The 26,415-nt window shown below is 64.0% G+C and carries 20 protein-coding genes and 1 pseudogene; 13 read left to right on the top strand and 8 right to left on the bottom strand.

What is annotated here, in order from left to right:
* The first annotated feature begins 127 nt into the window (after positions 1-127).
* The 10 genes from RBB31_RS07960 (at position 128) to RBB31_RS07915 (ending at position 15,320) form a co-directional block, all read left to right on the top strand.
* Complete coding sequence (locus RBB31_RS07960) at positions 128-1,564, top strand: NAD(P)-dependent oxidoreductase (RefSeq protein ID WP_306128744.1); 1,437 nt, start codon at positions 128-130, stop codon at positions 1,562-1,564.
* Between the two features lie 64 nt (positions 1,565-1,628).
* Complete coding sequence (gltB, locus tag RBB31_RS07955; RefSeq protein ID WP_306128743.1) at positions 1,629-6,161, top strand: glutamate synthase large subunit; 4,533 nt, start codon at positions 1,629-1,631, stop codon at positions 6,159-6,161.
* A gap of 117 nt (positions 6,162-6,278) precedes the next feature.
* Entirely contained in the window at positions 6,279-7,007 is a 729-nt protein-coding gene (mtgA, locus tag RBB31_RS07950) for a monofunctional biosynthetic peptidoglycan transglycosylase (protein ID WP_306128742.1), read from the top strand.
* 58 nt (positions 7,008-7,065) lie between these two features.
* Complete coding sequence (locus RBB31_RS07945; RefSeq protein WP_306128800.1) at positions 7,066-7,731, top strand: glutathione S-transferase family protein; 666 nt, start codon at positions 7,066-7,068, stop codon at positions 7,729-7,731.
* A gap of 60 nt (positions 7,732-7,791) precedes the next feature.
* A complete protein-coding gene (gene queG, locus RBB31_RS07940) occupies positions 7,792-8,841 on the top strand; it encodes a tRNA epoxyqueuosine(34) reductase QueG (protein ID WP_306128741.1) in 1,050 nt (349 codons plus the stop codon).
* Between the two features lie 44 nt (positions 8,842-8,885).
* Positions 8,886-10,886: a hydantoinase/oxoprolinase family protein gene (locus tag RBB31_RS07935; RefSeq protein WP_306128740.1), complete on the top strand. Its 2,001-nt coding sequence runs from the start codon at positions 8,886-8,888 to the stop codon at positions 10,884-10,886.
* Between the two features lie 88 nt (positions 10,887-10,974).
* Positions 10,975-12,174, top strand: a complete 1,200-nt coding sequence (locus tag RBB31_RS07930) for a glycine C-acetyltransferase (RefSeq protein WP_306128739.1) — start codon at positions 10,975-10,977, stop codon at positions 12,172-12,174.
* Positions 12,171-13,091, top strand: coding sequence for a PLP-dependent cysteine synthase family protein (locus RBB31_RS07925; RefSeq protein ID WP_306128738.1), 921 nt, complete (start codon positions 12,171-12,173; stop codon positions 13,089-13,091). The genes RBB31_RS07930 and RBB31_RS07925 overlap by 4 nt, the downstream gene beginning before the upstream one ends.
* A gap of 15 nt (positions 13,092-13,106) precedes the next feature.
* Positions 13,107-14,138, top strand: a complete 1,032-nt coding sequence (gene tdh, locus RBB31_RS07920; protein WP_306128799.1) for an L-threonine 3-dehydrogenase — start codon at positions 13,107-13,109, stop codon at positions 14,136-14,138.
* A 171-nt stretch (positions 14,139-14,309) separates the two neighbouring features.
* Complete coding sequence (locus RBB31_RS07915) at positions 14,310-15,320, top strand: GlxA family transcriptional regulator (protein WP_306128737.1); 1,011 nt, start codon at positions 14,310-14,312, stop codon at positions 15,318-15,320.
* On the opposite strand, the gene RBB31_RS07910 is transcribed toward RBB31_RS07915, so the two are convergent.
* Positions 15,277-15,810: a glutathione peroxidase gene (locus RBB31_RS07910; protein WP_306128736.1), complete on the bottom strand. Its 534-nt coding sequence runs from the start codon at positions 15,808-15,810 to the stop codon at positions 15,277-15,279. The genes RBB31_RS07915 and RBB31_RS07910 overlap by 44 nt on opposite strands.
* Positions 15,811-15,938: 128 nt before the next feature.
* Between RBB31_RS07910 and RBB31_RS07905 the strand changes: the two genes are divergently transcribed.
* Complete coding sequence (locus RBB31_RS07905) at positions 15,939-16,862, top strand: DMT family transporter (RefSeq protein ID WP_306128735.1); 924 nt, start codon at positions 15,939-15,941, stop codon at positions 16,860-16,862.
* Here the strand turns inward: RBB31_RS07905 and RBB31_RS07900 are convergent.
* From RBB31_RS07900 to RBB31_RS07880, 6 genes and pseudogenes are all read right to left on the bottom strand, one after another.
* Positions 16,859-18,199: an NAD(P)/FAD-dependent oxidoreductase gene (locus RBB31_RS07900; RefSeq protein ID WP_371931308.1), complete on the bottom strand. Its 1,341-nt coding sequence runs from the start codon at positions 18,197-18,199 to the stop codon at positions 16,859-16,861. The two genes, RBB31_RS07905 and RBB31_RS07900, sit on opposite strands and share 4 nt — an antisense overlap.
* Positions 18,196-19,017: an ABC transporter permease gene (locus tag RBB31_RS07895; protein WP_306128734.1), complete on the bottom strand. Its 822-nt coding sequence runs from the start codon at positions 19,015-19,017 to the stop codon at positions 18,196-18,198. Before RBB31_RS07895 ends, RBB31_RS07900 begins: the two co-directional genes overlap by 4 nt.
* Before the next feature lie 79 nt (positions 19,018-19,096).
* Positions 19,097-19,987, bottom strand: coding sequence for an ABC transporter permease subunit (locus tag RBB31_RS07890; protein WP_306128733.1), 891 nt, complete (start codon positions 19,985-19,987; stop codon positions 19,097-19,099).
* The gene (locus tag RBB31_RS20575; RefSeq protein WP_371931311.1) at positions 19,987-20,475 is read right to left on the bottom strand and encodes a TOBE domain-containing protein; all 489 of its coding nucleotides are present in this window, start codon (positions 20,473-20,475) and stop codon (positions 19,987-19,989) included. The genes RBB31_RS07890 and RBB31_RS20575 overlap by 1 nt, the downstream gene beginning before the upstream one ends.
* Positions 20,476-20,724: 249 nt before the next feature.
* Positions 20,725-21,498 (bottom strand): annotated as a pseudogene (locus tag RBB31_RS20570) (ABC transporter ATP-binding protein); the annotation flags it as partial.
* Between the two features lie 64 nt (positions 21,499-21,562).
* Positions 21,563-22,648, bottom strand: coding sequence for a polyamine ABC transporter substrate-binding protein (locus RBB31_RS07880; RefSeq protein ID WP_306128731.1), 1,086 nt, complete (start codon positions 22,646-22,648; stop codon positions 21,563-21,565).
* Positions 22,649-22,796: 148 nt separating this feature from the next.
* Here RBB31_RS07880 and RBB31_RS07875 point away from each other — a divergent pair, with 148 nt between their 5' ends.
* Positions 22,797-23,492 carry a GntR family transcriptional regulator gene (locus RBB31_RS07875; protein ID WP_306128730.1) on the top strand — a complete coding sequence of 232 codons (696 nt, stop codon included), beginning with the start codon at positions 22,797-22,799 and terminating at the stop codon, positions 23,490-23,492.
* Positions 23,493-23,580: 88 nt separating this feature from the next.
* Positions 23,581-24,978 carry an aspartate aminotransferase family protein gene (locus RBB31_RS07870; RefSeq protein WP_306128729.1) on the top strand — a complete coding sequence of 466 codons (1,398 nt, stop codon included), beginning with the start codon at positions 23,581-23,583 and terminating at the stop codon, positions 24,976-24,978.
* A 152-nt stretch (positions 24,979-25,130) separates the two neighbouring features.
* Here the strand turns inward: RBB31_RS07870 and RBB31_RS07865 are convergent, their stop codons facing one another.
* A complete protein-coding gene (locus RBB31_RS07865; RefSeq protein WP_306128728.1) occupies positions 25,131-26,312 on the bottom strand; it encodes a M24 family metallopeptidase in 1,182 nt (393 codons plus the stop codon).
* Positions 26,313-26,415: the final 103 nt, after the last annotated feature.

Genomic DNA, 26,415 nt, shown 5'->3' with positions numbered 1-26,415 from the left:
TTGATCAAACTTGACGCAAGCCGGGATGGAAGATAGAAATAATGGAATATAGGTCAATCATGCTGACTTTATTTTACCATGACCTTGAACTACACCTGTTGAACCTAGGCGATCTTTGGAGAGAATCGTGGCAAAAACACCGATGCTGAAATTCGTGTCCGTCGAGCGGGACATGCCCACCAAGCGCACCGCTGATGCGCGGCGGGAAGATTTCAACGAGATCTATGCCGAATACGCCGACGATAAGGCAGCAGAGCAGTCCGGCCGCTGCAGCCAGTGCGGCGTGCCCTATTGCCAGAACCATTGCCCGCTGCACAACAACATCCCCGACTGGCTGCGCCTGACCGCCGAGGGGCGGTTGCAGGAGGCCTACGAGGTCAGCCAGGCCACCAACACCTTCCCAGAGATCTGTGGCCGCATCTGCCCGCAGGACCGCCTGTGCGAAGGCAATTGCGTGATTGAGAAATCGGGCCACGGCACGGTCACGATCGGCGCGGTCGAGAAATACATCACCGACACCGCGTGGGAGGAAGGCTGGGTGCAGCCCATCGCGCCTAGCCAAGAACGCGAGGAAAGCGTCGGCATCATCGGCGCGGGCCCTGGCGGGCTGGCGGCGGCGGACGTGCTGCGCAACGCCGGCGTGCAGGTTACGGTCTACGACCGCTATGATCGCGCCGGCGGCTTGATGACCTACGGCATCCCCGGCTTCAAGCTGGAAAAGCACGTGGTGATGCGCCGTGTCGAACAACTGGAAAAAGGTGGCGTCGAATTCGTGCTGAACTGCGACGTGGGCAAGGACATCACCTTTGACGAGATCCGCCAGAAACACACTGCCGTCCTCATTGCGACGGGCGTCTACAAGAGCCGCGAACTGCCCGGCCCCGGCGCGGGCGCCGCAGGCATCGTGCGGGCCATCGACTATCTGACCGCCAGCAATCGCAAGAGTTTCGGCGACGATGTGCCCGAGTTCGAAAGCGGCGAGCTGAATGCAGAGGGCAAGCGCGTCGTCGTGATCGGCGGCGGCGACACCGCGATGGACTGTGTGCGCACCGCGATTCGGCAGGGCGCCACCAGCGTCAAATGTCTCTATCGCCGCGACCGGGCCAACATGCCGGGCAGCCAGCGCGAGGTGATGAATGCGGAGGAAGAAGGCGTCGACTTCCAGTGGCTTTCCGCGCCCAAGGCCTTCCACGGCGATCCAGTGACCTCCGTGAAGGTGCAGCAGATGCGGCTGGGTTCGCCCGACGCGACGGGCCGTCAAAGCCCCGAGGAAATCGAAGGCGCGGATTACGACGAGCCCGCCGATCTGGTGATCAAGGCGCTGGGCTTCGAGGCCGAGGAACTGCCGACGCTGTGGAACCAGGATGAGTTGACCGTGACCCGCTGGGGCACTATCCGCGCCGAGTTCACCAGCGGCAAGACCTCGCTTCCGGGCGTCTACGCCGTGGGCGACATCGTGCGCGGCGCGAGCCTCGTGGTTTGGGCCATCCGCGACGGGCGGGATGCCGCGGCGGCAATCCTCGATGAGATGGACGCCGGCGCAACGGCGGTGGCGGCGGAATAAGCGCTTATCGCCGCATTAGAGACTGTTTCAGGGCCCTGCCCGCACCCACTGAAAGGGTATAGTGATGACGAAATTCGATGAGAACTGGGCCTCGCAGGAAGAGGCCAAGCGCAAGTGGATGGCCGAGAACGGCATGTATTCCGAAGCCGAAGAGCATTCCTCCTGCGGCGTCGGTCTGGTGGTTTCGATCAACGGCAAGGAAAGCCGCAAGGTGGTCGAGGCCGGCATCGACGCTTTGAAGGCTATCTGGCACCGCGGCGCCGTGGACGCCGACGGCAAGACCGGCGACGGGGCCGGCATCCACATCCAGATCCCGGCACCGTTCTTCTATGACCAGGTCCGCCGTACCGGCCACGAGCCGCGCGAGGATCAGTTGCTGGCCGTGGGCCAGGTCTTTCTGCCCCGCACCGATTTCGGGGCGCAGGAAACCTGCCGGACCATCGTGGAAACCGAAGTGCTGCGCATGGGTCACTACATCTACGGCTGGCGCCACGTGCCCGTGGATATCAGCGTGCTGGGTGAAAAGGCCAACGCCACCCGTCCCGAGATCGAGCAGATCCTGATTTCCAATGCCAAGGGCATCAACGAGGAGGATTTCGAGCGCGAACTGTACGTCATCCGCCGTCGGATCGAGAAAGCCGCAGCCGCGGCTGGCGTCGGACAGCTCTACATCGCGTCGCTGTCCTGCCGCAGCATCATCTACAAGGGCATGATGCTGGCCGAGCAGGTCGCGGAGTTCTATCCCGACCTCAAGGACGAGCGCTTCAAGTCCAACTTCGCCATCTATCACCAGCGCTATTCCACCAACACCTTTCCGCAATGGTGGCTTGCGCAGCCTTTCCGCATGCTGGCCCATAACGGCGAGATCAACACGCTGAAGGGCAACACCAACTGGATGAAGAGCCACGAGATCCGCATGGCCTCGCAATCCTTTGGCGAGATGGCCGAGGACATCAAGCCGATCATTGCCCAAGGATCGTCGGATTCCGCCGCATTGGACTCTGTTTTCGAGGTTCTGGTGCGCGCCGGCCGCTCCGCCCCCATGGCGAAAACCATGCTGGTCCCCGAAAGCTGGTCCAAGCAGGCCGAGGAACTGCCGCAGGCATGGCGCGACATGTATTCCTACTGCAACTCGGTGATGGAGCCGTGGGACGGTCCCGCTGCCCTTGCCATGACCGATGGCCGCTGGGTTTGCGCCGGGCTCGACCGGAACGGCCTGCGCCCGATGCGCTATGTGGTGACGGGCGACGGCCTTGTCATCGCCGGGTCCGAGGCCGGGATGGTTCCGATCGACGAGGCCACCGTGCGCGAAAAAGGCGCGCTTGGTCCGGGCCAGATGCTGGCCATCGATACCGAAAAAGGCGTGCTTTACCACGACACCGAGATCAAGGACAAACTGGCCCGCGCCCTGCCCTTCGACGAATGGGTCGGCAAGATCACCGACCTCGACGAACAACTGGCCGGCGTGACCGAGACGGCGACGTGTTCGGGCACCGACCTGCGACGCCGTCAGATCGCCGCCGGCTACTCGGTCGAGGAACTCGAAGGCGTGCTGGCCCCAATGGCAGAGGACGGCAAGGAAGTCGTGGCCAGCATGGGCGACGACACGCCCAGTGCGGTTCTGTCCAAGAAATACCGCCCGCTCAGTCACTATTTCCGCCAGAACTTCAGCCAGGTGACCAACCCGCCGATCGACAGCCTGCGCGAGTTCCGCGTCATGAGCCTCAAGACCCGGTTCGGCAACCTCAAGAACGTGCTGGACGAATCGAGCGCCCAGACCGAGATCATGGTTCTTGAAAGCCCCTTTGTCGGCAACGCGCAATGGCAGGCCATGCTGGGTTGCCTGAACGCCGAGGTGTGCGAGATCGACTGCACATTCGAGGCCGGTACCGGCGCGTTGCGCAACGGGCTGGAACGCATCCGCGCCGAGGCCGAGGATGCGGTGCGCTCGGGCTCGGGGCATATCGTCCTGACCGACCAGGGCGTGAGCGAGACACGCATCGGGATGCCCATGATCCTGGCCACCAGCGCGGTGCACAGCCACCTGACCCGCAAGGGCCTGCGCACCTTCACCAGCCTGAACGTGCGGTCCGCCGAATGCATCGACCCGCATTACTTTGCCGTGCTGATCGGCGCTGGCGCGACCGTGGTCAACGCCTACCTTGCCGAGGACAGCCTGGCCGACCGAATCGACCGCGGCCTGCTGGACTGTACGCTGACCGAGGCCGTGGCGCGCTATCGTTTGGCGATCGACCAGGGCCTGCTGAAAATCATGTCGAAGATGGGCATCAGTGTCATCTCGTCCTATCGCGGCGGTCTGAACTTCGAGGCCGTGGGCCTTTCCCGCGCCATGTGCGCCGAGTACTTCCCGGGCCTCACCAGCCGCATCTCCGGTATCGGGATCAGCGGCATCCAGGCCAAGTTGGAGGAAATCCACGCCACCGCGTTCCGCGGCGGCAAGAACGTGCTGCCCATCGGCGGCTTCTACAAGTCCCGCAAATCGGGCGAGACCCACGCCTGGGGCGCGCAGACGATGCACATGATGCAGATGGCCTGCAACAAGGCCAGCTTCGAGCTGTGGAAACGCTACAGCCAGGCGATGCAGGCCAATCCGCCGATTCACCTGCGCGACCTCATGGCGATCAAGCCCATGGGCGAGGCCGTGCCTCTGGAAGAGGTGGAAAGCGTCACCGCGATCCGCAAGCGGTTCGTCACGCCAGGCATGTCGCTGGGGGCGCTCAGCCCCGAGGCGCACAAGACGCTGAACGTCGCCATGAACCGCATCGGCGCACGGTCCGACTCGGGCGAGGGCGGCGAGGATCCGGCACATTTCGTGCCCGAACCCAACGGCGACAACCCCAGCGCCAAGATCAAGCAGGTGGCCTCGGGCCGCTTCGGCGTGACGGCGGAATACCTCAACCAGTGCGAAGAGCTCGAGATCAAGATCGCCCAGGGTGCCAAGCCCGGCGAGGGCGGCCAGCTTCCGGGAATGAAAGTGACCAAGCTGATCGCGCGTCTGCGCCACTCGACCGAAGGCGTGACCCTGATTTCGCCGCCTCCGCACCACGACATCTACTCGATCGAGGACCTGGCGCAGCTCATCTATGACCTGAAACAGATCAACCCGAATGTGAAGGTCTGCGTCAAGCTGGTGTCGCAGTCCGGTGTCGGCACCATCGCCGCCGGTGTCGCCAAGGCCAAGGCCGACGTGATCCTGATCTCGGGCCACAATGGCGGCACGGGCGCCTCGCCCGCGACGTCGATAAAATATGCCGGCCTGCCCTGGGAAATGGGCCTGACCGAGGCGCACCAGGTTCTGTCGATGAACAACCTGCGCGACCGCATCACCCTGCGGACCGATGGCGGCCTGCGCACCGGGCGTGACATCGTCATGGCCGCGATGATGGGGGCCGAGGAATACGGCATCGGCACTGCCGCGCTGATCGCGATGGGCTGCATCATGGTACGCCAATGCCAGTCCAACACCTGCCCCGTGGGCGTGTGCACCCAGGACGAATCGCTGCGCGAGAAGTTCACCGGCAATGCCGACAAGGTGGTGAACCTGATCACCTTCTACGCCCAGGAAGTGCGCGAGGTGCTGGCCAGCATCGGCGCACGGTCGCTGGACGACGTGATCGGGCGTGCCGACCTGCTGACCCAGGTCAGCCGTGGCTCGGCGCATCTGGATGACCTTGACCTCAACCCGATGCTGATCACCGTGGATGGCGCCCAGCACATCACCTATGACCGCAACAAGCCGCGCAACGAGGTGCCCGATACGCTGGACGCCGAGATCGTGCGCGACGCCGCGCGGTTCCTCAACGATGGCGAGAAGATGCAGCTTCACTATGCGGTGCAGAACACGCACCGCACCGTGGGCACCCGCGTCAGCAGCCATATCGTTCGCAACTTCGGCATGCGCAACGCGCTGCAACCCGATCACCTGACCGTCAAGCTGACCGGCAGCGCGGGTCAGTCTCTGGGTGCCTTCGCGGCGCCGGGGCTCAAGATCGAGGTGTCGGGCGATGCCAACGACTATGTCGGCAAGGGCCTGTCGGGCGGCACCATCGTGGTGCGCCCCCCCATGGTCAGCCCGCTCGAGGCGGCCGATAACACCATCATCGGCAACACCGTGCTTTACGGTGCGACCGAAGGGTACCTCTTTGCCGCCGGCCGGGCGGGCGAACGCTTCGCCGTGCGCAACTCGGGCGCCAAGGTGGTGATCGAGGGCTGCGGCAGCAACGGCTGCGAATATACGACCGGTGGTATCGCCGTGATCCTCGGCTCGGTCGGAGCGAACTTTGCCGCGGGCATGACCGGCGGCATGGCCTTCCTCTATGATCCCGAAGGCGCCACCGACAAGCTTATCAACCGGGAATCCGTGGTGACCTGCCCGGTGACCGAGATCCACTGGCTGACCGAGCTGAAAGGCCTGATCGAACGCCACGTCGATGAGACCGGCAGCGTCAAGGCCAGCGAGATCCTGCAGTACTGGGAGGCCGAGAAGGACAAGTTCGTCCAGGTCTGCCCCAAGGAAATGCTGGGCAAGCTGGAGCACCCGATCGGCATCGAAGAAAGCGCCGTTCCGGCGGAATAGGGTCTGGATCGAGATCTTGCCGAGGGCGGGCACGACCTGCCCTCGGCCGAGATGCTTCGCGTCAGAAGAACGAGCCGATTGACCATCGGACCCCGGTTTGCACTATTGCGGGCAGCGATGGCCAGGAAACAGAGCAGCAGAAAATCCAGACCTTCGGTGATGGATCGGATCGCGGCCCCCGTGGTGTGGGCGCGCAACTGGGTCGTGCGCGTCTTCCTGATCGTCGTCGTGATCGTCTGTGGCACGGTCCTGGCGCATCGCTGGTGGGCCCCGCCGGACACGCTCTACATGAAGCAGGAAGCCCACCGCCTGGGCGAGATCCGGCACCAGTGGGTGCCGCTCGGTGATGTGGCGCCGGTCATGGCGCGGTCGCTGGTGGCGGCCGAAGACGCCAATTTCTGCCTGCACTGGGGCTTTGACATGAACGCCATCCGCGACGCGCTGGAAGACGGCAGCGGGCGCGGCGCCTCGACCCTCACACAGCAGGTCGTCAAGAATGTCTATCTCTGGCACGGGCGCAGCTGGACCCGCAAGGCGCTCGAAGCGGCCCTGACCCCGGTGGTCGAGTTGTTCTGGTCGAAACGGCGGATCATCGAGGTCTACCTCAACGTCGCCGAGTTCGACGAGGGGATTTTCGGCATCGACGCCGCCGCACGCCACTATTTCGGCGTCGCCCCCGCCGCGCTGAGCGACGTGCAGGCCGCCCGGCTGGCGGCCATCCTGCCGAATCCCAAGGAGCGCTCCGCCTCTCAGCCCAGCGACGCCACCCGCAAGCGCGCCGCCGGCATCATGGACGGGGCGGCCACGATTCGCCGCGACGGGCGCGCGTCGTGTTTCGAGGATTGAAATGGACGCGGTTTGAGGGCATGGAAGAACAGATTCTCGCAAGCCGCCCGGAGTCATGATGGCCAAGCTGTACCACGTTCCCCTCTCCCCGTTCTGCCGGAAGGTTCGGCTCTGCCTGGCCGAAAAGCGGATCGAGTGCGAGTTGATCGAGGAACGCTACTGGGAGGCCGATCCCGATTTCCTGCGCCGCAATCCGGCGGGCAAGGTGCCCGTGCTGCGCCTGGATGGCATGACCCTGTCGGAAAGCACGCCGATCTGCGAGTACCTCGAAGACAAGTACCCCGAACCCGCTCTGCTGCCCAAGGCACATGAAGGGCGCTACGAGGTGCGGCGGCTGGTGGCGTGGTTCGACGACAAGTTTCACCACGAGGTGTCGTCGAAGCTGCTCTACGAGCGGGTGAACAAGAAGGTCATGGGCAAGGGTTTTCCCGACAGCACCAATGTCAAGGCGGGCGCCAAGGCGATCAAGTTCCACCTGGATTACATGGCCTGGCTGCTGGACCGGCGCCGCTGGCTGGCCGGCGACGTGATGACTTTGGCAGATTTTGCCGCGGCCGCGCACCTGTCGAGCCTCGACTATATCTCGGATGTGGACTGGAACCGCTCGGACGTGGTCAAGGACTGGTACGCCAAGATCAAGTCGCGCCCGGCCTTCCGCAGCATCCTGGCCGACCAGGTGCCGGGTTTCCCGCCGCCGTCGCAATATGCCAATCTTGATTTCTGAGGGGCTTTGCCCCTCGGCCTACGGCCTCACCCCAGGATATTTTTGGCCAGAAGAAGAGCCATGGATGGGCTGAAACAGAGACTGGTTGCGCAGGCTTTGGCCGAAGGGTTCGACCTCTGCCGGGTGTGCCGGCCCGGCGACGTGCCGCAGGTGGCCGAGCGGTTGGCCGCGTTTCTGGAAGAGGGGTATCACGGGCAGATGGGCTGGCTCGCCGACCGGGCGCATTGGCGCGGCGCGCCCGATCTTCTGTGGCCAGAGGCGCGATCGGTGATCATGCTGGGCGAAAGCTATACGCCCGACACCGACCCGATGGCGACGCTGGCTGACCCCGAGGTGGGCACTGTCTCGGTTTATGCCCGCAACCGCGACTACCACGATGTGGTGAAGAAGCGGCTGAAGCGGCTGGCACGCTGGCTGATCGCGGAGGCGGGCGGCGAGGTGAAGGTGTTCGTCGATACCGCTCCGGTGCCCGAGAAACCGCTGGGCGAGGCGGCAGGGCTGGGCTGGCAGGGCAAGCACACCAATCTCGTGAGCCGCGACATGGGCAGCTGGTTCTTCATCGGGTCGGTTTTCACCACGCTTCAAATCGACACTGATCCGGCAGAAAATGACCATTGTGGCAGCTGCCGCGCCTGTCTGGATGTCTGCCCGACCGATGCCTTTCCGGCACCCTACCAGCTGGATGCGCGGCGCTGCATTTCCTACCTGACGATCGAACACAAGGGCCCCGTCGACGAGGAGTTGCGCGAAAAGATGGGCAACCGGATCTATGGCTGCGACGATTGCCTTGCGGTTTGTCCGTGGAACAAGTTCGCGGTAGAGGCGACCGAGCTGCGCTATCACGCGCGCGACGATCTCGTCGCGCCGCCGCTGGCAGAGCTGGCGCAACTGGACGACGCCGCGTTCCGCGCCCGGTTTTCCGGCAGCCCGATCAAGCGCATCGGGCGGGACCGTTTCGTGCGCAACGTGCTTTATGCCATCGGCAACTCGGGCCGTACCGGTCTGACGCCGGTGGCGCAAAATTTGTGCGACGATCCCGACCCAACCGTGGCAGATGCGGCGCGATGGGCGGTAAAGCGGCTCGCGGATGCCGCAAACGGGCGCGAATAGCCCGCGGTTTGGCGTAAACCGAACCCCGGACGAGAGGGACCATCATGGCGATACTTCTGGGCGTGGATACCGGCGGCACCTATACCGACGCCGTTCTTGTGCGCGACGAGCGTGAGGTGATCGCCAGCGCCAAGGCCCTGACCACGCGGCAGGACTTGTCCATCGGCATCGGCGACGCGATCGAGGCGGTGCTGAGTCAAAGCGGCGTGACGCCCGATCAGATCGGGCTTGCCTCGCTCTCCACCACGCTGGCCACCAACGCGCTGGTCGAGGGGCAGGGCGGTCGCGTCGGGCTGGTCTATATCGGGTTTCGCGAGCGCGACCTTGACACGCATGGACTGACCGAGGCTCTGGCCGGGGATCCGGCCCTGGTGCTCGGCGGCGGGCACAACCATGCGGGCAGCGAGGCGGCAGCGCTGGATGAAACCGCGCTTTCTGCTTGGTTAGAGACTGATCTTGGTGCATCCGCCTTTGCCGTCGCCAGCCAGTTCGCCACCCGAAATCCCAGCCACGAGCTGCGCGTGGCCGAGATGATCCGTGCCGCGACGGGCAAGCCCGTCAGCTGCTCGCATCACCTGTCAGCCAAGCTGAACGGGCCCAAGCGGGCGCTGACCGCGCTGCTGAACGCGCGCCTGATCGGCATGATCGCCCGGCTGATCGAAAAGGCCGAAGGCACGCTCGCGCGGTTCGGCATCGACGCGCCGCTGATGGTGGTGCGCGGCGACGGTGCCTTAATCTCCAGCGCGCAGGCGCGGGAGCGGCCCATCGAGACCATCCTCAGCGGTCCGGCGGCCAGCATCGTCGGGGCGCGCTGGATGACCGGCGCTACCGAGGCGTTGGTGTCGGACATCGGCGGCACGACCACGGACGTGGCGGTGCTGCGCGATGGCCGTCCCATGATCGACCCAGCGGGTGCACAGGTCGGCCCCTGGCGCACGATGGTCGAGGCGGTCGCGATGCGCACCACCGGCCTGGGCGGCGACAGCGAGGTGCACGTCATCGACGAAGGGCTGGTTGGCGGCGTCACGTTGGGCCCGCGCCGGGTGGTCCCGGTCAGCCTGATCGCGTTGGAAGACCCAGCAGCTCTGCATGCCGTGCTGGACGACCAGTTGCGCAACGACACGCCCGGCGAACATGACGGGCGCTTTATCCGCATCGTGCCGGGGATGGAGGCCGACGGGCTGGGGCCGAAAGAGGCCGCTCTGCTGGAGCGGATCGGCACCGGGGTACAGCCCCTTGGCGTGGTGCTGCGCAACCGGATGGACGGCGCGGCATTACGGCGACTGGTGGCGCGGGGTCTGGTGCAGGTCGCGGGCGTCACGCCTTCGGATGCCAGTCACGTGCTGGGCCGACTCGATGCCTGGGATGCCGGGGCGGCGCGCAAGGCCGTGCAACTGGTCGGGCGCAAGCGCACCGGCAACGGCAACCGCCTGTGCCCCGAGCCTCAGGCGATGGCGCAGATGATCGTCGATCAACTGACCCAACAGACAAGTTTGGCCTTGTTAGAGACTGCTTTCGCCGAGGATGACCAGGACTTCGGCCTGCCCTCGGCGCAACTGGCGCGGCATGTCCTGATGCAGAAAGGGCTGGACCGGCATCGCGGGCTGGTGCGGCTCGATACCGGGCTGAACGTGCCGGTGATCGGGCTGGGCGCCTCGGCCGGCAGCTATTATCCGGCGGTGGGCGTGCGCCTTGGCTGCGACATGATCCTGCCCGAACACGCCGGTGTCGCCAATGCCATCGGCGCGGTGGTCGGGCGTGTCACGATCCGACGGCAGGGCACCATCACCAGCCCCGCCGAGGGCCGCTTTCGCGTGCATCTGGAAACCGGGCCGGAAGATTTTATCGAGTCCGACAAAGCCATGGAGCGGTTGATAGACGTGTTGAAATCCGATGCACGTCAGACAGCCCTCGCCGCCGGCGCCGAGGACTTGCAACTCAGCGTCAGCCGCGACATCAAGACCGCGCAGGCCGAGGCACGGGAGGTGTTTCTCGAGGCAACTGTCACGGTCGCGGTCAGCGGCCGACCGCGCATCGCCACGTGACCGGGTCACACATCTGACGGCTGCGCTAGTGATCGGCGGATGCTACATTGAGTATTTGAGGAACGATGAAAGCGAGAGGGAGCGTACCATGCGGGCGGCCGAGAAATTTGACGCGGATATTGCCGGGCGCCTCGACGGGTTGCGCGACGACGGGCTGTATAAGACCGAGCGGGTCATCACCTCGATGCAGTCCGGCGAGGTGACGCTGGACGGCGGGCACGAGGTAGTGAACCTTTGTGCCAACAACTACCTCGGCCTTGCCGACGATCCCGAGGTGATTGCCGCCGCCCACGATGCGCTCGACCGTTACGGGTTCGGCATGGCCAGCGTGCGGTTCATCTGCGGCACGCAGGAAGAGCACAAGGCGCTGGAGGCGCGGATCGCGGGGTTCCTGGGGACAGAGGACAGCATCCTTTACGCCGCCGCGTTCGACGCGAATGCAGGTTTGTTCGAGACGATTCTGGGCCCCGAGGACGCGATCATTTCCGACGCCCTGAACCATGCCAGCATCATCGACGGCGTGCGCCTGTGCAAGGCGCAGCGCTATCGCTATGCCAACAGCGACATGGCTGACCTGGAACGCTGCCTGAAAGAGGCGGAGGGCGCGCGCCATCGCCTGATCGCCACGGATGGCGTGTTCAGCATGGACGGCTATATCGCCAGGCTGGACCAGATCTGCGACCTGGCCGAGCGGTACGATGCAATGGTCATGGTTGATGACTGCCACGCCACCGGGTTCTTGGGGGAAACCGGGCGCGGCAGTCACGAACATTGCGGCGTCATGGGCCGCGTCGACATCCTGACCGGCACGCTGGGCAAGGCGATGGGCGGTGCATCGGGCGGCTATACCGCGGCCAGCGAGCCGGTGGTCGATTGGCTGCGCCAACGCTCGCGGCCTTACCTATTTTCCAACACCCTCGCGCCGGTGATCGCCGCCGCGTCGCTGCGTGTCTTCGACCTGCTGGAAAAACGTGGCGACGATCTGCGCGGTCGGTTGTGGGACAACGCCGCCTATTTCCGCGAGCGTATGGGCCAGCTGGGCTTCGAACTGCTGCCCGGTCAGCACGCGATCATCCCCGTCATGCTGCGCGACCCGAAGCTGGCGCAGGAAATGGCCAAACGGCTCAATGACCGCGGCGTCTATGTCACCGCCTTCAGCTTTCCGGTCGTGCCGCGCGAACAGGACCGCATCCGCACCCAGATGAGCGCCGCCCTGACCCGTGACATGCTGGACCGCGCCATCGACGCGTTCGAGACCGTGGGCCGCGAACTGGAGGTCATCGCGTGACCGTCCTGCCCTCTGTCATCGAGGCCATGGGCGACACGCCCCTGGTTGAGTTGAGCCGTATCAGAGACGCATTGCACCTCGACGGCCGGATCCTCGCCAAGCTCGATTACCTGATGCCGGGCTTTTCCAAGAAAGACCGCGCGGCGCGGGCGATCATCGAAGGCGCGCGCGCCACGGGCGACCTCGCGCCCGGTCAGACGGTGGTTGAATTGACCTCCGGCAACATGGGCACGGGGCTGGCCATTGTCTGCGGCGTGCTGGGGCATCCGTTCGTCGCAGTGATGAGCGAAGGCAATTCCGAGGAACGCGCCCGGATGATGCGCGCCTTGGGGGCGGAGGTGATCCTCGTCCCGCAGGCGCAAGGCGGCGGCAAGGGAGAGGTGTCCGGCGCGGACCTCGCGCTGGTCGACGCCGCCGCGCAGGAGATCACGGCAGAACGGGACGCCTACCGCGCCGACCAGTTCGAACGGGCCGGCAACCCCCTGGCGCACGAGATGGGCACCGGGCCAGAGATCTGGGCGCAGTCGGACGGCACGGTCACCGCCTTTTGCGACTTCATCGGCTCCGGCGGCACACTCGCCGGGGTAACGGCTTATCTTGGACCAAAAGGCGTGCGCTGTTACGGGATCGACCCCGACAAACCCGATCATCCGATCCAGGGAGGCGGCTACTCCATGCCGGACCTCACTCACCTGAAATCCGCCGATCTGGCCGGAACAGTCACTGTTTCCGGTCGTGACGCCGCCGAGGCCGCCCGCCTCCTGGCCCGCACCGAAGGCATATTCACCGGCTATTCCGCCGGGGCCAACCTCGCCGGGGCGATCCAGCTGCTGGGCGGGCTCGAACAGGGCGGCACGATCGCCATCGTGATGTGCGACAGCGGCCTGAAATACCTCAGCACCGATTTGTGGGACTAGACCATGCAGAACCAGATGAAAGCCCTCGTGAAGTCCAAACCCGAACCGGGACTGTGGATGGAACATGTCCCGGTCCCCGAACCGGGGCCGAGCGACGTGCTGATCAAGGTGAAGAAATCGGCCATTTGCGGCACTGATGTGCATATCTGGAAATGGGACGAATTCAGCGCCAAGACCGTGCCCGTGCCGATGGTCGTGGGCCACGAATTCGTGGGCGAGATCGTCGACATGGGCCCCGCCGCGCTGAAATACCAGATCGGCCAGCGGGTCAGCGGTGAGGGGCACATCGTATGCGGTGCCTGCCGGAACTGCCGCGCCGGGCGCGGGCACCTCTGCCGCAACACCAAGGGCGTCGGCGTCAACCGCGCCGGCAGCTTTGCCGAATATCTCTGCATCCCCGAATCCAACGTCGTGCCGATCCCCGAGGATATCCCCGACGAGATCGCCGCCATTTTCGACCCGTTCGGCAACGCCGTGCACACGGCCCTGTCCTTCGACCTCGTGGGCGAGGACGTTCTGGTCACCGGCGCCGGCCCGATCGGCATCATGGGCGCGCTGGTCGCGCAGAAGGTCGGCGCGCGAAAGACCGTCATCACCGATATCAATCCCTATCGCCTGAACCTCGCCCGAGAGATGGGCGTGCAGCACGTCGTGGATGTCAGCCGCAAAGAACTGCGCGAGGTGATGGACGAGATCGGCATGACCGAAGGCTTCGACGTGGGGCTGGAAATGTCGGGCGCCTCGGCGGCCATGCAGCAGATGATCGCGCGCATGAACAATGGCGGCAAGGTCGCCCTGCTGGGCATCGCCCCCACCGAGTTTCCGGTCGACTGGAACACGGTCATCTTCAAGATGCTCCATATCAAGGGCATCTATGGCCGCGAAATGTACGAGACGTGGTACAAGATGATCGCGCTGGTGCAGTCGGGGCTGGACGTCTCCGGCCTGATCACGCACCGGATCGGCATCGACGACTTCGAGGAAGGGTTCGCCGCGATGATCTCGGGCAATTCCGGCAAGGTGGTGATGGACTGGGGCGAGTCCTGAAGCCATGAACCGGCCAACGACACGAATCTGACGGATTGGGTCAATTCATGTCGCCTGCGGACAGCTTCGCGCCGAAAACACGCGCGACAGGCAGGGCCGGAACGGTTGAAGGAAGCCCGATCATGCATCCCGCAGACACGCCTTTCGTGACCCACAGCCAGAGACCATCTGATGCGCGACAGAACCCAGCCGCCGAAACGCTATGTCTTCCTGCTGATTCCGGGCTTCTCGATGCTGGGCTTCACCTGCGCGCTGGAATCGCTGAGCCTGGCGAACCGGCACTCCAGCAACCGCACCTATTATGAATGGCGCCTGCTGAGCGCCGACGGCGCCCCGGCCGAGGCCTGGAACGGCGTGACAGTCGCCGTCGACGGCGCGCTGGAACAGTTGCGCCGCGACGATACGCTGGTGGTCTGCGCCGGTCACGCCGCCGCCGCGGGCAGCACCAAGGATGTGCTGGCCTGGTTGCGCCGCGAAACGCGCAAAGGCATCAGTTTCGGCTCGCTTTCCAGCGGCGCCTACACGCTCGCACTTGCGGGCCTGATCGCGGGCCGCCGGGTCAGCACGCACTGGGAATATGTCGATGCCCTGACCGAGGCGCTGCCTCAGGTCACGGTCCAGGACACGATCTATTCGGTCGACGGCCGGGTCTTTTCCTGTGCTGGCGGTGCCTCCTCGATGGACCTGATGCTGCACCTCATCGGCGAGGATTACGGGCCGAAACTGGTGGAGTACGTGGCCGAACAAATGGTCTACACCGCTCCGCGCGACCACAGCCAGTCTCAACGCCTGGCGCTGCCTGCCCGTGTCGGGCGCGGAAACCGCCGCCTGACGCAGGCGATCGAGATCATGCGCGGCAATATCGAGGATCCGCTGAAGCTCAGCGAACTGGCGGCGATGGTCGGTGTCTCTGTGCGCCAACTCGAACGCCTCTACATGGCGTTCCTCAACACCTCACCCAGCCGTTATTACCTGGAAATTCGGCTGGAAAAGGCTCGAAACCTGCTGCGTCAGACCGAGATGAGCATCACCGAGATCAGCGTGCTCTGCGGCTTTACCAGCCCCACGCATTTTTCCCGCGCCTACCGCAAGCTCTACAACATTGCCCCCAGCAAGGAGGCGGATGCGACGACCCCGATCAGCCGCCCTTCCGGGCCAGCAGCTTCTCGATCTCGCCCGTGATCGTGGACGACATCGGCTTGACGGGCGAGCCGTAGGTCGCAACGACCTCGCCCTCGGGGCTCAGCAGGATCTTGTTGAAATTCCACGCTGGCGTGAACCCGGCCTCCTCTGCGACCGAGCGATAGAACGGGTGAGCGGCCGCGCCCCGCACGTTGGTGATGCCGGTCATCGGCAGGGTCAGGTCATAGTTCACTTCGCAGAAATCCTTGACCTCGTCCTCGCTCGCCAGTTCCTGATTGAAATCGTCCGACGGCACCGCCAGAACGACCAGCCCCCGGTCGCGATACGTGTCATACAGCGTCTGCAAATCTGAATATTGCCCGGTGAACCCGCACATCGACGCGGTGTTGACCACCAACACAGGCTGTCCCTGCCAATCCGCCAGGCGGTGCGTACCGCCGTCGATATTGGTGAAGGTGGATTGCAGGTCCAGCGCAAGCGCGGGAAGGGCAAAAACCGTGGCCAGAAGCCCGAAAAGAAAGCGCATCATCATACTCCGTGATTATAGGGCGGTACGCGCCATCGCCCAGCCCGGATCAATCCCGCATGGCGGCCTTGCGTGCGCGGCGATTGATTTTGCCGCAGCTTTGGGCCAATTCAGGGTGACGGAGACGCTCCATGAAACCTCTCAAAGGTATTGCCCTAAAACTTGTCGCGGTGACTCTGTTCATCGTCATGTCCGCCCTGATCAAGGCCGCATCAGACACTGTTCCACCCGGGCAGGCGGTTTTCTTCCGCTCTTTCTTTGCAATCCCGGTGATCCTCGCCTGGCTCGCGATCCGCGGCGAAATGTCGACCGGCCTTCGCGTGAAATCGCGCATGGGCCATTTCTGGCGCGGCTTCGTCGGCACCACGGCAATGGGCCTGATGTTCGCCGGTCTGGGCCTTCTGCCACTGCCCGAGGTGACGGCGCTGGGCTATGCCGCCCCCCTTCTGGTGGTGGTCTTCGCGGCGATGTTCCTGGATGAAAAGGTCGGCATCTTCCGCCTTGGGGCCGTGGCGCTGGGCCTTGTCGGAGTCCTGGTGGTCCTGACCCCGCGCCTGACCACCTTTGGCGGGGCCACCGTGGAAACCGCACAGGCGGTGGGTGCGGTATTGGTCCTTTTGGGCGCGGTCTGCGCCGCCTTGGCGCAGATCTATATCCGCAAACTGGTCCAGACCGAACAGACCAGCGCGATCGTGTTCTATTTCTCGCTCACCTCGACGCTGCTGTCGCTGCTGACCCTGCCCTTCGGATGGGTCATTCCGGGCGGAACAGAGTCAGTTTACCTTGTACTTGCCGGCCTGATCGGCGGGCTTGCGCAAATCTTCCTGACTTCGGCCTACCGTTTTGCCGATGCCAGCGTCATCGCGCCCTTCGACTATGCTTCGATGCTCTTTGCCATCGCCATCGGCTACGTCATCTTCGACGAGGTGCCGACCGCGCAAATGCTGACCGGCGCCGCGCTGATCGTGCTGGCGGGGATCATCATCATCCTGCGCGAACGTCAGCTTGGAATCCAACGCGGCAAGGCCAAGGCGGCAAAGACGCCACAGGGTTAGCGATCAAGCCACGCGTAATGCAGGTAGGCCGGCCGCATCAGCATCCGGCGGAACCGGCCCAACGGGAACTTTCGCGGCTTGTGCCGCAGTGGCGCGGGGTAGGGCCTGTCGGGCGTCTCGCCTAGCACCAGATCGGCCAGCAGACTGCCCGCATAGCTGCCCATCGACACGCCGTTGCCGTGGTAGCCGAACGCCGCGAACCCGCCCGGCATCTCCGGGATCGGACCGGCATAAGGCACCAGATCGCGCGTCACGCAGACGAAGCCCGACCAGTAATGCGGCGTTTCCACATGCGCCCAAGCCGGGAACATCTTCTCGAAATCGGCGCGAATCATCGCCCTGATCTGCGCCTCGGTGCCAGGTGAATGCCGCAGCCCGCCGCGCATCCCCATCAGCATCCGGTTGTCCGGCATAAGCCGGAAATAGTGCAACAGGTGCCGCGTGTCGTAACACATCTGTCGGCTGGTCCAGCCTTGGGCGGCCAGCTCGTCATCGCTCATCGGGCGCGTCACGATCACGCTCGATTGCGTCGGCAGGTACCGCGCGCCCATCCAGTCCGGCAGGTTGTCAGAACTATAGCCGTTGGTCGCGACAATGAAGTTTTCGGCCGTAACAGAGCCTTTATCCGTGTGTAGCCGATAGCGCCCATCGGCCAGGCCCTCGATTCGCGTGACGGCACTCTGCCCATGCACCACGGCCCCCGCCGCCTCGGCCGCCCGGCAAAGCCCAAGCGCGTATTTCCGCGGGTTCAGGGCAAAGCCGATCGGCATGGTGCAGGCGCCGTGGAACGGCCCTTTCAGCCCGGCCTGCGCCAACTCCTCCGGCGGCGTCAACGTCGGCGTCACACCGTAAAGCTCCTGCGTCGCACCGACATTTTCGCGCATCGCGTCGAAATCGCCCGCACGGTGCGCCAGCTGCGTCTCACCCTCCGAATGGCGGTCCACGTCCAGCCCGAAACGGTCGATCAAACCGCCCACATGCTCCACCGCCGCCATCTCGGCCCGGGCAAAGGCGCGCGCCTCGGTCTCGCCGAACCGGGCCTTGATCTCGGTATGGCTGGCCTTGGCGCCACCCAGACAGCAGAAGCCGCCATTGCGCCCCGAGGCACCCCAGAACGGGTGCCGCGCCTCCAGTACCGTGATGCCGACACCCGCCTCGGCCAGCGCCAGCGCCGCGTTCAGCCCGGTGAAACCGCCGCCGATGATCGCCACATCGGTGGTCGTGTCACCCTCCAGCGCCGGCCAGTCGCCCGGCGGCACGGTATCCGCCCACCAGCAGTCGGCCACCGGCGCGGCGCCATAGGCCCCGTCTTCCCAGATTCGCTTCAGCTTGGTCATGCCTCGGCCCGGACCGCGGCCTTTTCATCCGCATCCTGTCGCATCAACTGGCGCTTTGACACCAGCGATGCGGTGACAACCCCCACCGCCACGATACCGATCAGGATCGTCGACAACGCGTTGATCTCGGGGCTGACGCCAAGGCGGATCGACGACCATATCTTGATCGGCAGCGTCGTGGCCGACGGCCCCGCGGTAAAGCTGGCGATCACCAGGTCGTCCAGCGACAGGGTAAAGGCCAGCAGCCAGCCGGAAATCACCGCCGGCGCGATGATCGGCAGGGTGACCAGGCGAAATGCCTGGAACGGCGAACATCCCAGGTCCAGTGCCGCCTCTTCCAGCGACCTGTCAAAGCTGACCAGCCGCGAGGACACCACGACCGACACGAAGCACATCGAAAACGTGGTATGCGCCAGGATAATCGTCAGCACCCCCCGGTCCAGCCCGATTCCGATGAACAAGAGCAAGAGCGACAGACCGGTGATCACCTCGGGCATCACCAGCGGCGCATAGATCATACCCGAAAACAGCGTCCGCCCCCAGAACCGCCCCGCGCGCACCAGAACATAGGCCGCCATCGTGCCCAGAACCGTGGCGATGGTCGAACTGACCACGGCCACTTGCAACGTCACCCACGCGGCATCCAGAAACGCCTCGTTCCGCAACAGCTCGCCATACCATTTGGTCGAGAACCCGGCCCAGACCGTGACAAGCTGCGACGCGTTGAAGCTGTAGATCACCAGGATGATCATCGGCAGGTACAAAAACGCAAAGCCCAGCGTCAGGGAGGTGGTGTTGAACCAGGTCAAACGTTTCATCGCGCCCCCTTCCGTGCCAGTCCGCCAAAAGCTTTCCGAAAGCTTTTGGCAAAACTCTTCTCAAGAGTTTTGCCCACGCTCATCTTTCGGCCTCACGCGTTTTCTGCTGGTTGCGCTGGAACAGCACGATGGGAATGATCAGGATCAAGAGCAGGATCACCGCCACCGCGCTTGCCACCGGCCAGTCAAGGTTGTTGAAGAATTCCTCGAACAGCACCTTGCCGATCATCAGCGTCTGCGACCCGCCCAAGAGCGACGGAATGACGAATTCGCCCATCACCGGGATGAAGACCAGGAAACAGCCCGCGATGATCCCGTTCTTCGAAAGGGGCAGCGTCACCAGCCAGAACGCCGTCAGCCGCGAACACCCAAGATCCTCGGCCGCTTCCAGCAGGCTGTCATCCATCCGCTCCAGCGCGGAATAAATCGGCAGGATCATGAACGGCAGATAGGTGTAGATGATCCCGATATAGACCGCGACATTGGTGTTCAGAATCAGCAGGGGTTCCGAAATCAGACCCAAACTTAGCAGAAGCTGGTTCAGATACCCTTCGGTCGACAGGATCCCCATCCACGAATAGACCCGGATCAGAAAGCTGGTCCAGAACGGCAGGATCACCAGCATCAAGAGCGTCGGCCGCCAATGGTTCGGCGCGCGCGCCATGGCATAGGCCATCGGATAGCCCACCAACAGCGTCAGCACCGTCGAGATCACTGCGATCTGAAGCGACGAAAGGTAGGCTTTCCAGTAAAGGTCGTCCTCGGTCAGGAAGACGAAGTTCTCGAAATCGAGCGCGGCAAAGAAGGCCTTGATCCCCTCCCAGCCCTCGGACAGGTCCAGCTGCGGCGTATAGGGCGGGATCGACAGCTCGATGTCGCTGAGACTGATCTTCAGCACGATGGCGAACGGCACCAGGAACAGCGCCAGCAGCCACAGGTACGGCACGAGGATCAGGACGACGCGGCGCATCATGATGTCAGAACCACCCCGGCTGTTCCTGTCCAGCTCACCCAGACCTCATCCTCCCAGGTTATGTCCCGGCGCGAGATGCGCCGGGTGTTCGCCAGCTGCGCCTTAATCATCATGCCGTTTTCCAGCTCGACGTGATAGGTCGACAGGTTGCCAAGGTAGGCGATGTCGATCACCTTGCCTTTCAACGCATTGACCGCATCCGGTTTCGTCTTGGATATGCCGACCTTCTCGGGGCGCAGGGCCAATTGTACCTGCTGGCCATCCTTCACCTCCGGCCCGTCGAGCGCGATCAACGGCGGCTGCCCCTCGGCCCAGTCGATGGTGATTCCCCCGCCCGGAGCGCGGGAGGTTTCGGCGGAAACGGGCTCTGTTTCTGCGCTCTTCAGAGTGCGTTCCGCATCGCTCGGCGGCGGCAGTTGCCGCACGATATCGGTGCGCGGCCCAAAGACCTTGGCCCACAGTTTGTCATGCAGCCACAGTCCCATCCGGTTGGGCTGCGGGCCTCGCGCCGCCTTCGCCGGTGCGGCCGCGGGTGCTGGCTCGGCACGTGCGGGCTCGGGTGCGTCGGGTTCGCCGGAAATGGGCGCTTCCGGTTCCACCGGCACGCCGATATCCGTCACCGCTTTGGGTGTATCGACAGTCTCTGTTTCGGGGTTTTCCGCCTCTTCCGGCGCCGCCTCGGTTCCGGCTTCGGCGGTCTCCTGAATGGGCTCCGCCTCCGGCGCCCGGTTCATCGCGGTGCCGGAAAACAGCGTCACGTCCCCGATAAAGTCCGCCACATAGGCCGAATTCGGCGCCTCGTAAATTTCGTCGGGCGTGGCGATCTGAACGATCCGCCCGTCATCCATCACCGCCACGCGGCTTGCCACGGTCATCGCCTCTTCCTGGTCATGGGTGACGATGACGAAGGTGGTGCCGGTCTTTTCCTGGATATCCATCAGCTCGAACTGCGTATCCTGCCGCAGCTTGGCATCCAGCGCGCCCAGCGGTTCATCGAGCAGCAGCAGCTTCGGCCCCTTGGCAAGGCTCCGCGCCAGCGCCACGCGCTGCCTCTGGCCGCCGGAAATCTGGTGCGGCTTGCGGCTGGCGAATTTTTCCAGCCGCGTCAGTTTCAGCATCTCGTCCACCCGCGCCGCGATCCTGTCGGCGGGCAGCTTGTCGCGTTTCAGGCCGAAGGCGATGTTGTCGCGCACCGACAGGTGCGGGAACAGCGCATAGGACTGGAACATCATGTTCACTTCGCGCTTGTTCGGCGGGATCGGGGCGATATCGCGCCCGCCCAGCAGGATCGTGCCCTCGGTCGGCGTCTCGAACCCGGCCAGCATCCGCATCATCGTCGTCTTGCCACAGCCCGACGGTCCCAGCAGCGCAAAGAATTCCTTGGCATAGATATCGAACGACTGGTCGTCGATGGCGGTGAACGTGCCGAACCGCTTGGTCACGTTCCGGAACTGGATCAGCGGCTTTTCATTCGGATCGGTCCACGGCGCGAACTTGGTTTCCGGCATTCCTGTCCCCTTGAAAGGAATGGACCCGCGCACAAACGCGGCGCGGGTCCTGACGTGTCTTGGTTCAGGTGCCGGACTTGATCTTGGTCCAGAGCCGCGTCACCACCCGCTGCACCTTCGCCGGATAGGGCGTGGTCGTGTAGAGGTTCTCGATCGTCTCTTCACCCGGATAGACCGCCGGGTCGTCGATCACGTCCTCGATCAGGTATTCCTGCGACGCCTTGTTGCCGTTGGCGTAGTACACATAGTTCGAGGCCGCCGCGATGTTCTCGGCATCCATGATGAAGTTCAGGAACGTGTGCGCCCCTTCGGGGTTCGGCGCATCGGCCGGAATCGCCATCATGTCGAACCACATCAGCGCCCCTTCGCTGGGCGCGTTATAGGCGATGTCGACGCCGTTGTCGGCCTCGGCCGCACGGTCGCGCGCCTGCAGGATGTCGCCCGACCAGCCGAAGGCCACGCAGATGTCGCCATTGGCCAGCGCGTTGATGTATTCCGAGCTGTGGAACTTCTGCACGTAGGGCCGCACGCCCATCAGTACCTCTTCGGTCTTGGCGATGACGTCGGGGTCGTGGCTGTCGGGGTCCTCGCCGATGTATTTCAGCGCGGCGGGGATCAGCTCGGTCGGCGCGTCGAGGAAATGCACACCGCAGCTTTGCAATTTCTCCATGTTCGCCGGGTCGAAGATCAGCGACAGCGAGTCGACGGGCGCATCCTCGCCCAGAACCTCGGCCACCTTGGCGGTGTTCACGCCGATGCCGGTGGTGCCCCACATGTAGTTGATGGCGAATTCGTTGCCGGGATCGTATTTCGCCGTCCGCTCTTGGATCACGTCCCACATGTTGTCCAGGTTGGGCAGCTGCGACTTGTTCAGCTTCTGGAACGCGCCCGCCGCGATCTGGCGCTGCAGGAAGGTGCCCGACGGCACCACCACGTCATAGCCCGAGCCGCCGGCCAGCATCTTGGTCTCCAGCACCTCGTTGCTGTCGAACACGTCATAGACAAGCTCCAGCCCGGTCTCTTCCTCGAACTTGGCCAGCAGGTCCTCGTCGATATAGTCGGACCAGTTGTAGACGCGCACTTCCTGCGCCATTGCGCTTGTCGCGCCCAGCGCCAGAACGGCGGTCATGGTCAGAAACTTCTGTGTCATTCGGTATCTCCCCTTGGTTCGATGCTTGTCGCATCTTGGGCCAGGATTTGATCAAACAAAACCCGGTATGGCAATATGGTAATGCTTTCACGCAGCCGCTAAACTCGCAAGGCGATTGCTGAGATCGCCGCGACGGAAAGCATATGTAATGAGCAGACACGCCCAGAAATTCGGCACGGACAGCGCGGAGGCGGCCCGCGCTCCGGCGCATGAGCTGATCTATCGCGAACTGCGTGCGCTGGTGCTGTTCGGCGACCTCGCGCCGGGGCAGGCCGTCACGATCCAGGGTCTGACCGACCGCCTGGGGGCCGGCATGACCCCGGTACGAGAGGCCATCCGCCGCCTCACCGCGGAAGGCGCGCTGGAGTTTCGCGGCAACCGCCGCGTGGTGGTGCCAACGCTGACCGCCGACAACATTTCCGAGCTGATCCTTGCCCGCCAATGGCTTGACCCGCACCTTACTTTACGGGCGACCGAGCGCGCGGGGCTGGAAGACCTCGATCACCTGACAACCCTCGACCGCGATCTTGACGCAGCGATCGACCGGGGCGATCTGCGCGCCTACTTGGAACGCAACTACGCCTTTCACGCGCATATCTACAGCATTGCGGACGCCCCGATTCTTGCTGATCTGGCCGAGGGGCTGTGGCTGCGATTCGGTCCTTCCCTCCGGGTCGTCTGCGGACGCATGGGCACCCAGAACCTGCCCGACAAGCACAAGGACATGCTGGACGCCATGCATGCCCGCGATGCCGAAGGGGCGGCCCGCGCCATCCGCGAAGATGTGATCCAGGGAATGGAGCAGGTCCGCGTTTCGCTGGAGCAGTCCGCCGGTTCGGCGTGATTCGATTGACTTCGAATAATTTGATCATATTCTGGGGAAAACGGACCGGCCCGCCCTGTCCGATCCCCCGATCATGAAAGGCACCACCATGACCGCGATCACGAATCATATGCCCACTGCCGAGCTTCAGGCGCTGGACGCTGCACACCATCTGCACCCCTTCACCCATGGCGACGCGCTCAACAAGAAGGGCGCGCGCGTCATCACCCGCGCCAACGGCGTCACCCTGACCGACAGCGAGGGGCACGAATATCTCGACGCCATGGCCGGCCTATGGTGCGTCAATATCGGCTATGGCCGCGAGGAACTGGCCGAGGCCGCCGCCCGCCAGATGAAGGAACTGCCCTATTACAACACCTTCTTCCAGACGACCCACGTGCCGGCCATCGCGCTGGCCGACAAGCTGGCGCAACTGACGCCGCACGACCTCAACCACGTCTTCTTCGCCTCGTCGGGGTCCGAGGCGAACGACACCAATATCCGCCTCGTGCGCACCTACTGGGAACAGAAGGGCCACCCGGAAAAGAAGGCCATCATCAGCCGCAAGAACGCCTATCACGGCTCGTCCATGGGCAGCGCCAGCTTGGGCGGCATGGCGGCAATGCACGCCCAGGGCGGGATGCCGATCCCCGACATCCACCACATCGACCAGCCCTATTGGTACGGCGAGGGAAAAGACACTGATCCAGCCGAATTCGGCCTGGAACGCGCCCGCCAGCTCGAGGAAAAAATCCTCGAACTGGGCGAAGACAAGGTCGCCGCCTTCATCGGCGAGCCGGTGCAGGGCGCCGGTGGCGTGATCGTTCCGCCCGAAACCTACTGGCCGGAAATCCAGCGCATCTGCCGCAAGTACAACATCCTTCTGATTGCCGACGAGGTGATCTGCGGCTTCGGGCGCACCGGCACCTGGTTCGGCTCGGAAACCTTCGCCATCAAGCCCGACGTCATGACCATCGCCAAGGGCGTCAGCTCGGGCTATGCCCCGCTGGGCGGTTCGCTGGTCAGCGATGAGGTGGCCGAGGTGCTCAACGGCTGCGAATTCGCCCACGGCTACACCTATTCCGGCCACCCGGTGACCTGCGCCGTGGCGCTGGAAAACCTGCGCATCCTCGACGAGGAAGGCATCGTGACGCGCGTCGGTACCGAAACCGCGCCCTACCTTAAGGAAAAATGGCAAACCCTTGCCGATCACCCGCTGGTGGGCGAGGCGGCGATCTGCGGCCTGATGGGCTCCATCGCGCTCAGCCCCGACAAGGTCAACCGCGCAAAATTCGCCGCCGATGTCGGCACCGCCGGCCTGATCTGCCGCGAGCATTGTTTCTCGAACGGTCTGATCATGCGCCACGTGGGCGACCGCATGGTGATCTCGCCGCCGCTGGTCATCACCAAGCCCGAGATCGACACGTTGATCGAACGTGCGGGCGTCGCGCTCGACCTGGCGCACAAGCAACTGAAAGATGAAGGTCTGATGAAGGCGGCGAACTGAGCCGTTCGACATGCCCTGGCGCGAGGGAGCACCGCGCGCCACCGTAACGATCGGATGGATGCGGCTTTCACCGACGCCATACCACCTGAATACCGACGTGATACCGACACGGTTTTCAGGCGGTAACCTTTCGCGCGGTCAGGTGATTCGCCTCAGTCCTTGACGAACATCTGGCGGGGCATGTTGCACAGGCATTCCGCCGGTCCGTCCTCGTTGATCAGGATCGTCTCGGTCGTTTCCAGCCCCCAGGTATCCATCCACAGCGCGGGCATGAAATGGAACACCATGCCGGGTTCCAGCACCGTCTCGTCCTCCAGCCGGATCGACGCCGTCCGCTCGCCCCAGTCGGGCGGATAGCTGACGCCGACGGGATAGCCCATGCGCCCCTCGCGCTTGATCTCGTACTTGGCCAGAACGTCCAGCAGCGCCTGCGCAATGTCGCGGGTCTGGTTGCCGGGACGGGCCGCTTCCAATCCCGCCTGGATGCCTTCCAGTTGCGCTTTCTCGGCGTCGCGAATGTCCTGCGGCGGCTCTCCCCCAAGAAAGACGGTGCGGCAGAGCGGCGCGTGATAGCGGCGGTAACATCCTGAAAGTTCGAAGAAAGTCGCCTCGCCCGGCTGCATCGGGTTGCCGTTCCACGTCAGGTGCGCGGCGGTGGCATCAAGGCCCGAGGGCGTCAGCGGCATGATCGCGGGATAATCGCCCCAGTCATCTTCCACGCCTTCGATGCCGGCCTTCAGGATGCTTGCCACAAGGTCGTTCTTGCGCAGCCCCGGCTCGGCCATATCGATGGCGGTGCGCATCACTTTTTCCGAAATTCGGGCGGCCTTGCGGATCAGCACCAGTTCCTCGTCCGACTTGACGATCCGCTGCCAGTTCACCAGCGAGGTGGCGTCGACGATCTTGGCATTCGGCATTTCCTCGCAAAGCACCGCATGGGCCTTGGCGGAGTAGTAATAGTTCTCCATTTCCACGCCGATCGTCGCGGTCTCAAGCCCGTACCGCTTGAGCACCTCCGCCAGGTCCTGCATCGGGTGGCGCTCGGTCGACTGCACGAAATGGTCGCCATACCCGAGGATGAAATCGTTCTCCATCCAGCAGGTCCTGCGACCGCCCAGCATATCCATGTGCCGCCCCCACCACAGCGGCGGCCCGTCCATTGTGAGGATCGCGCCCTGGTGCACGTAGAAGGACCAACCATCATATCCGGTCAGCCAGTTCTGGTTCGACGGGTCGGTGATGAAGATCGCATCCAGCCCGCGCTCTTCCATCGCGGCACGGGCCCGCTTGAGACGGCGATCATACTCTACTGGCGTAAAGGGCAAGTCTTTCATCGTGGATACTGAACCTCGTCTTTCCGGGCCGGGCCGAACGCCTCCGGCGCATCGAGCCTGCCTACGATCGTACTGGATTGCACGAAAAAAATCTGTCCCGAGC

Origin of the sequence: Roseovarius sp. MMSF_3350 (assembly GCF_030733425.1) — a bacterium.
In the GTDB taxonomy this organism is placed as follows: Bacteria; Pseudomonadota; Alphaproteobacteria; order Rhodobacterales; family Rhodobacteraceae; genus Roseovarius.
Note: the sequence above shows the minus strand (reverse complement) of the source record. Positions and strands in the feature narration are given on the sequence as shown.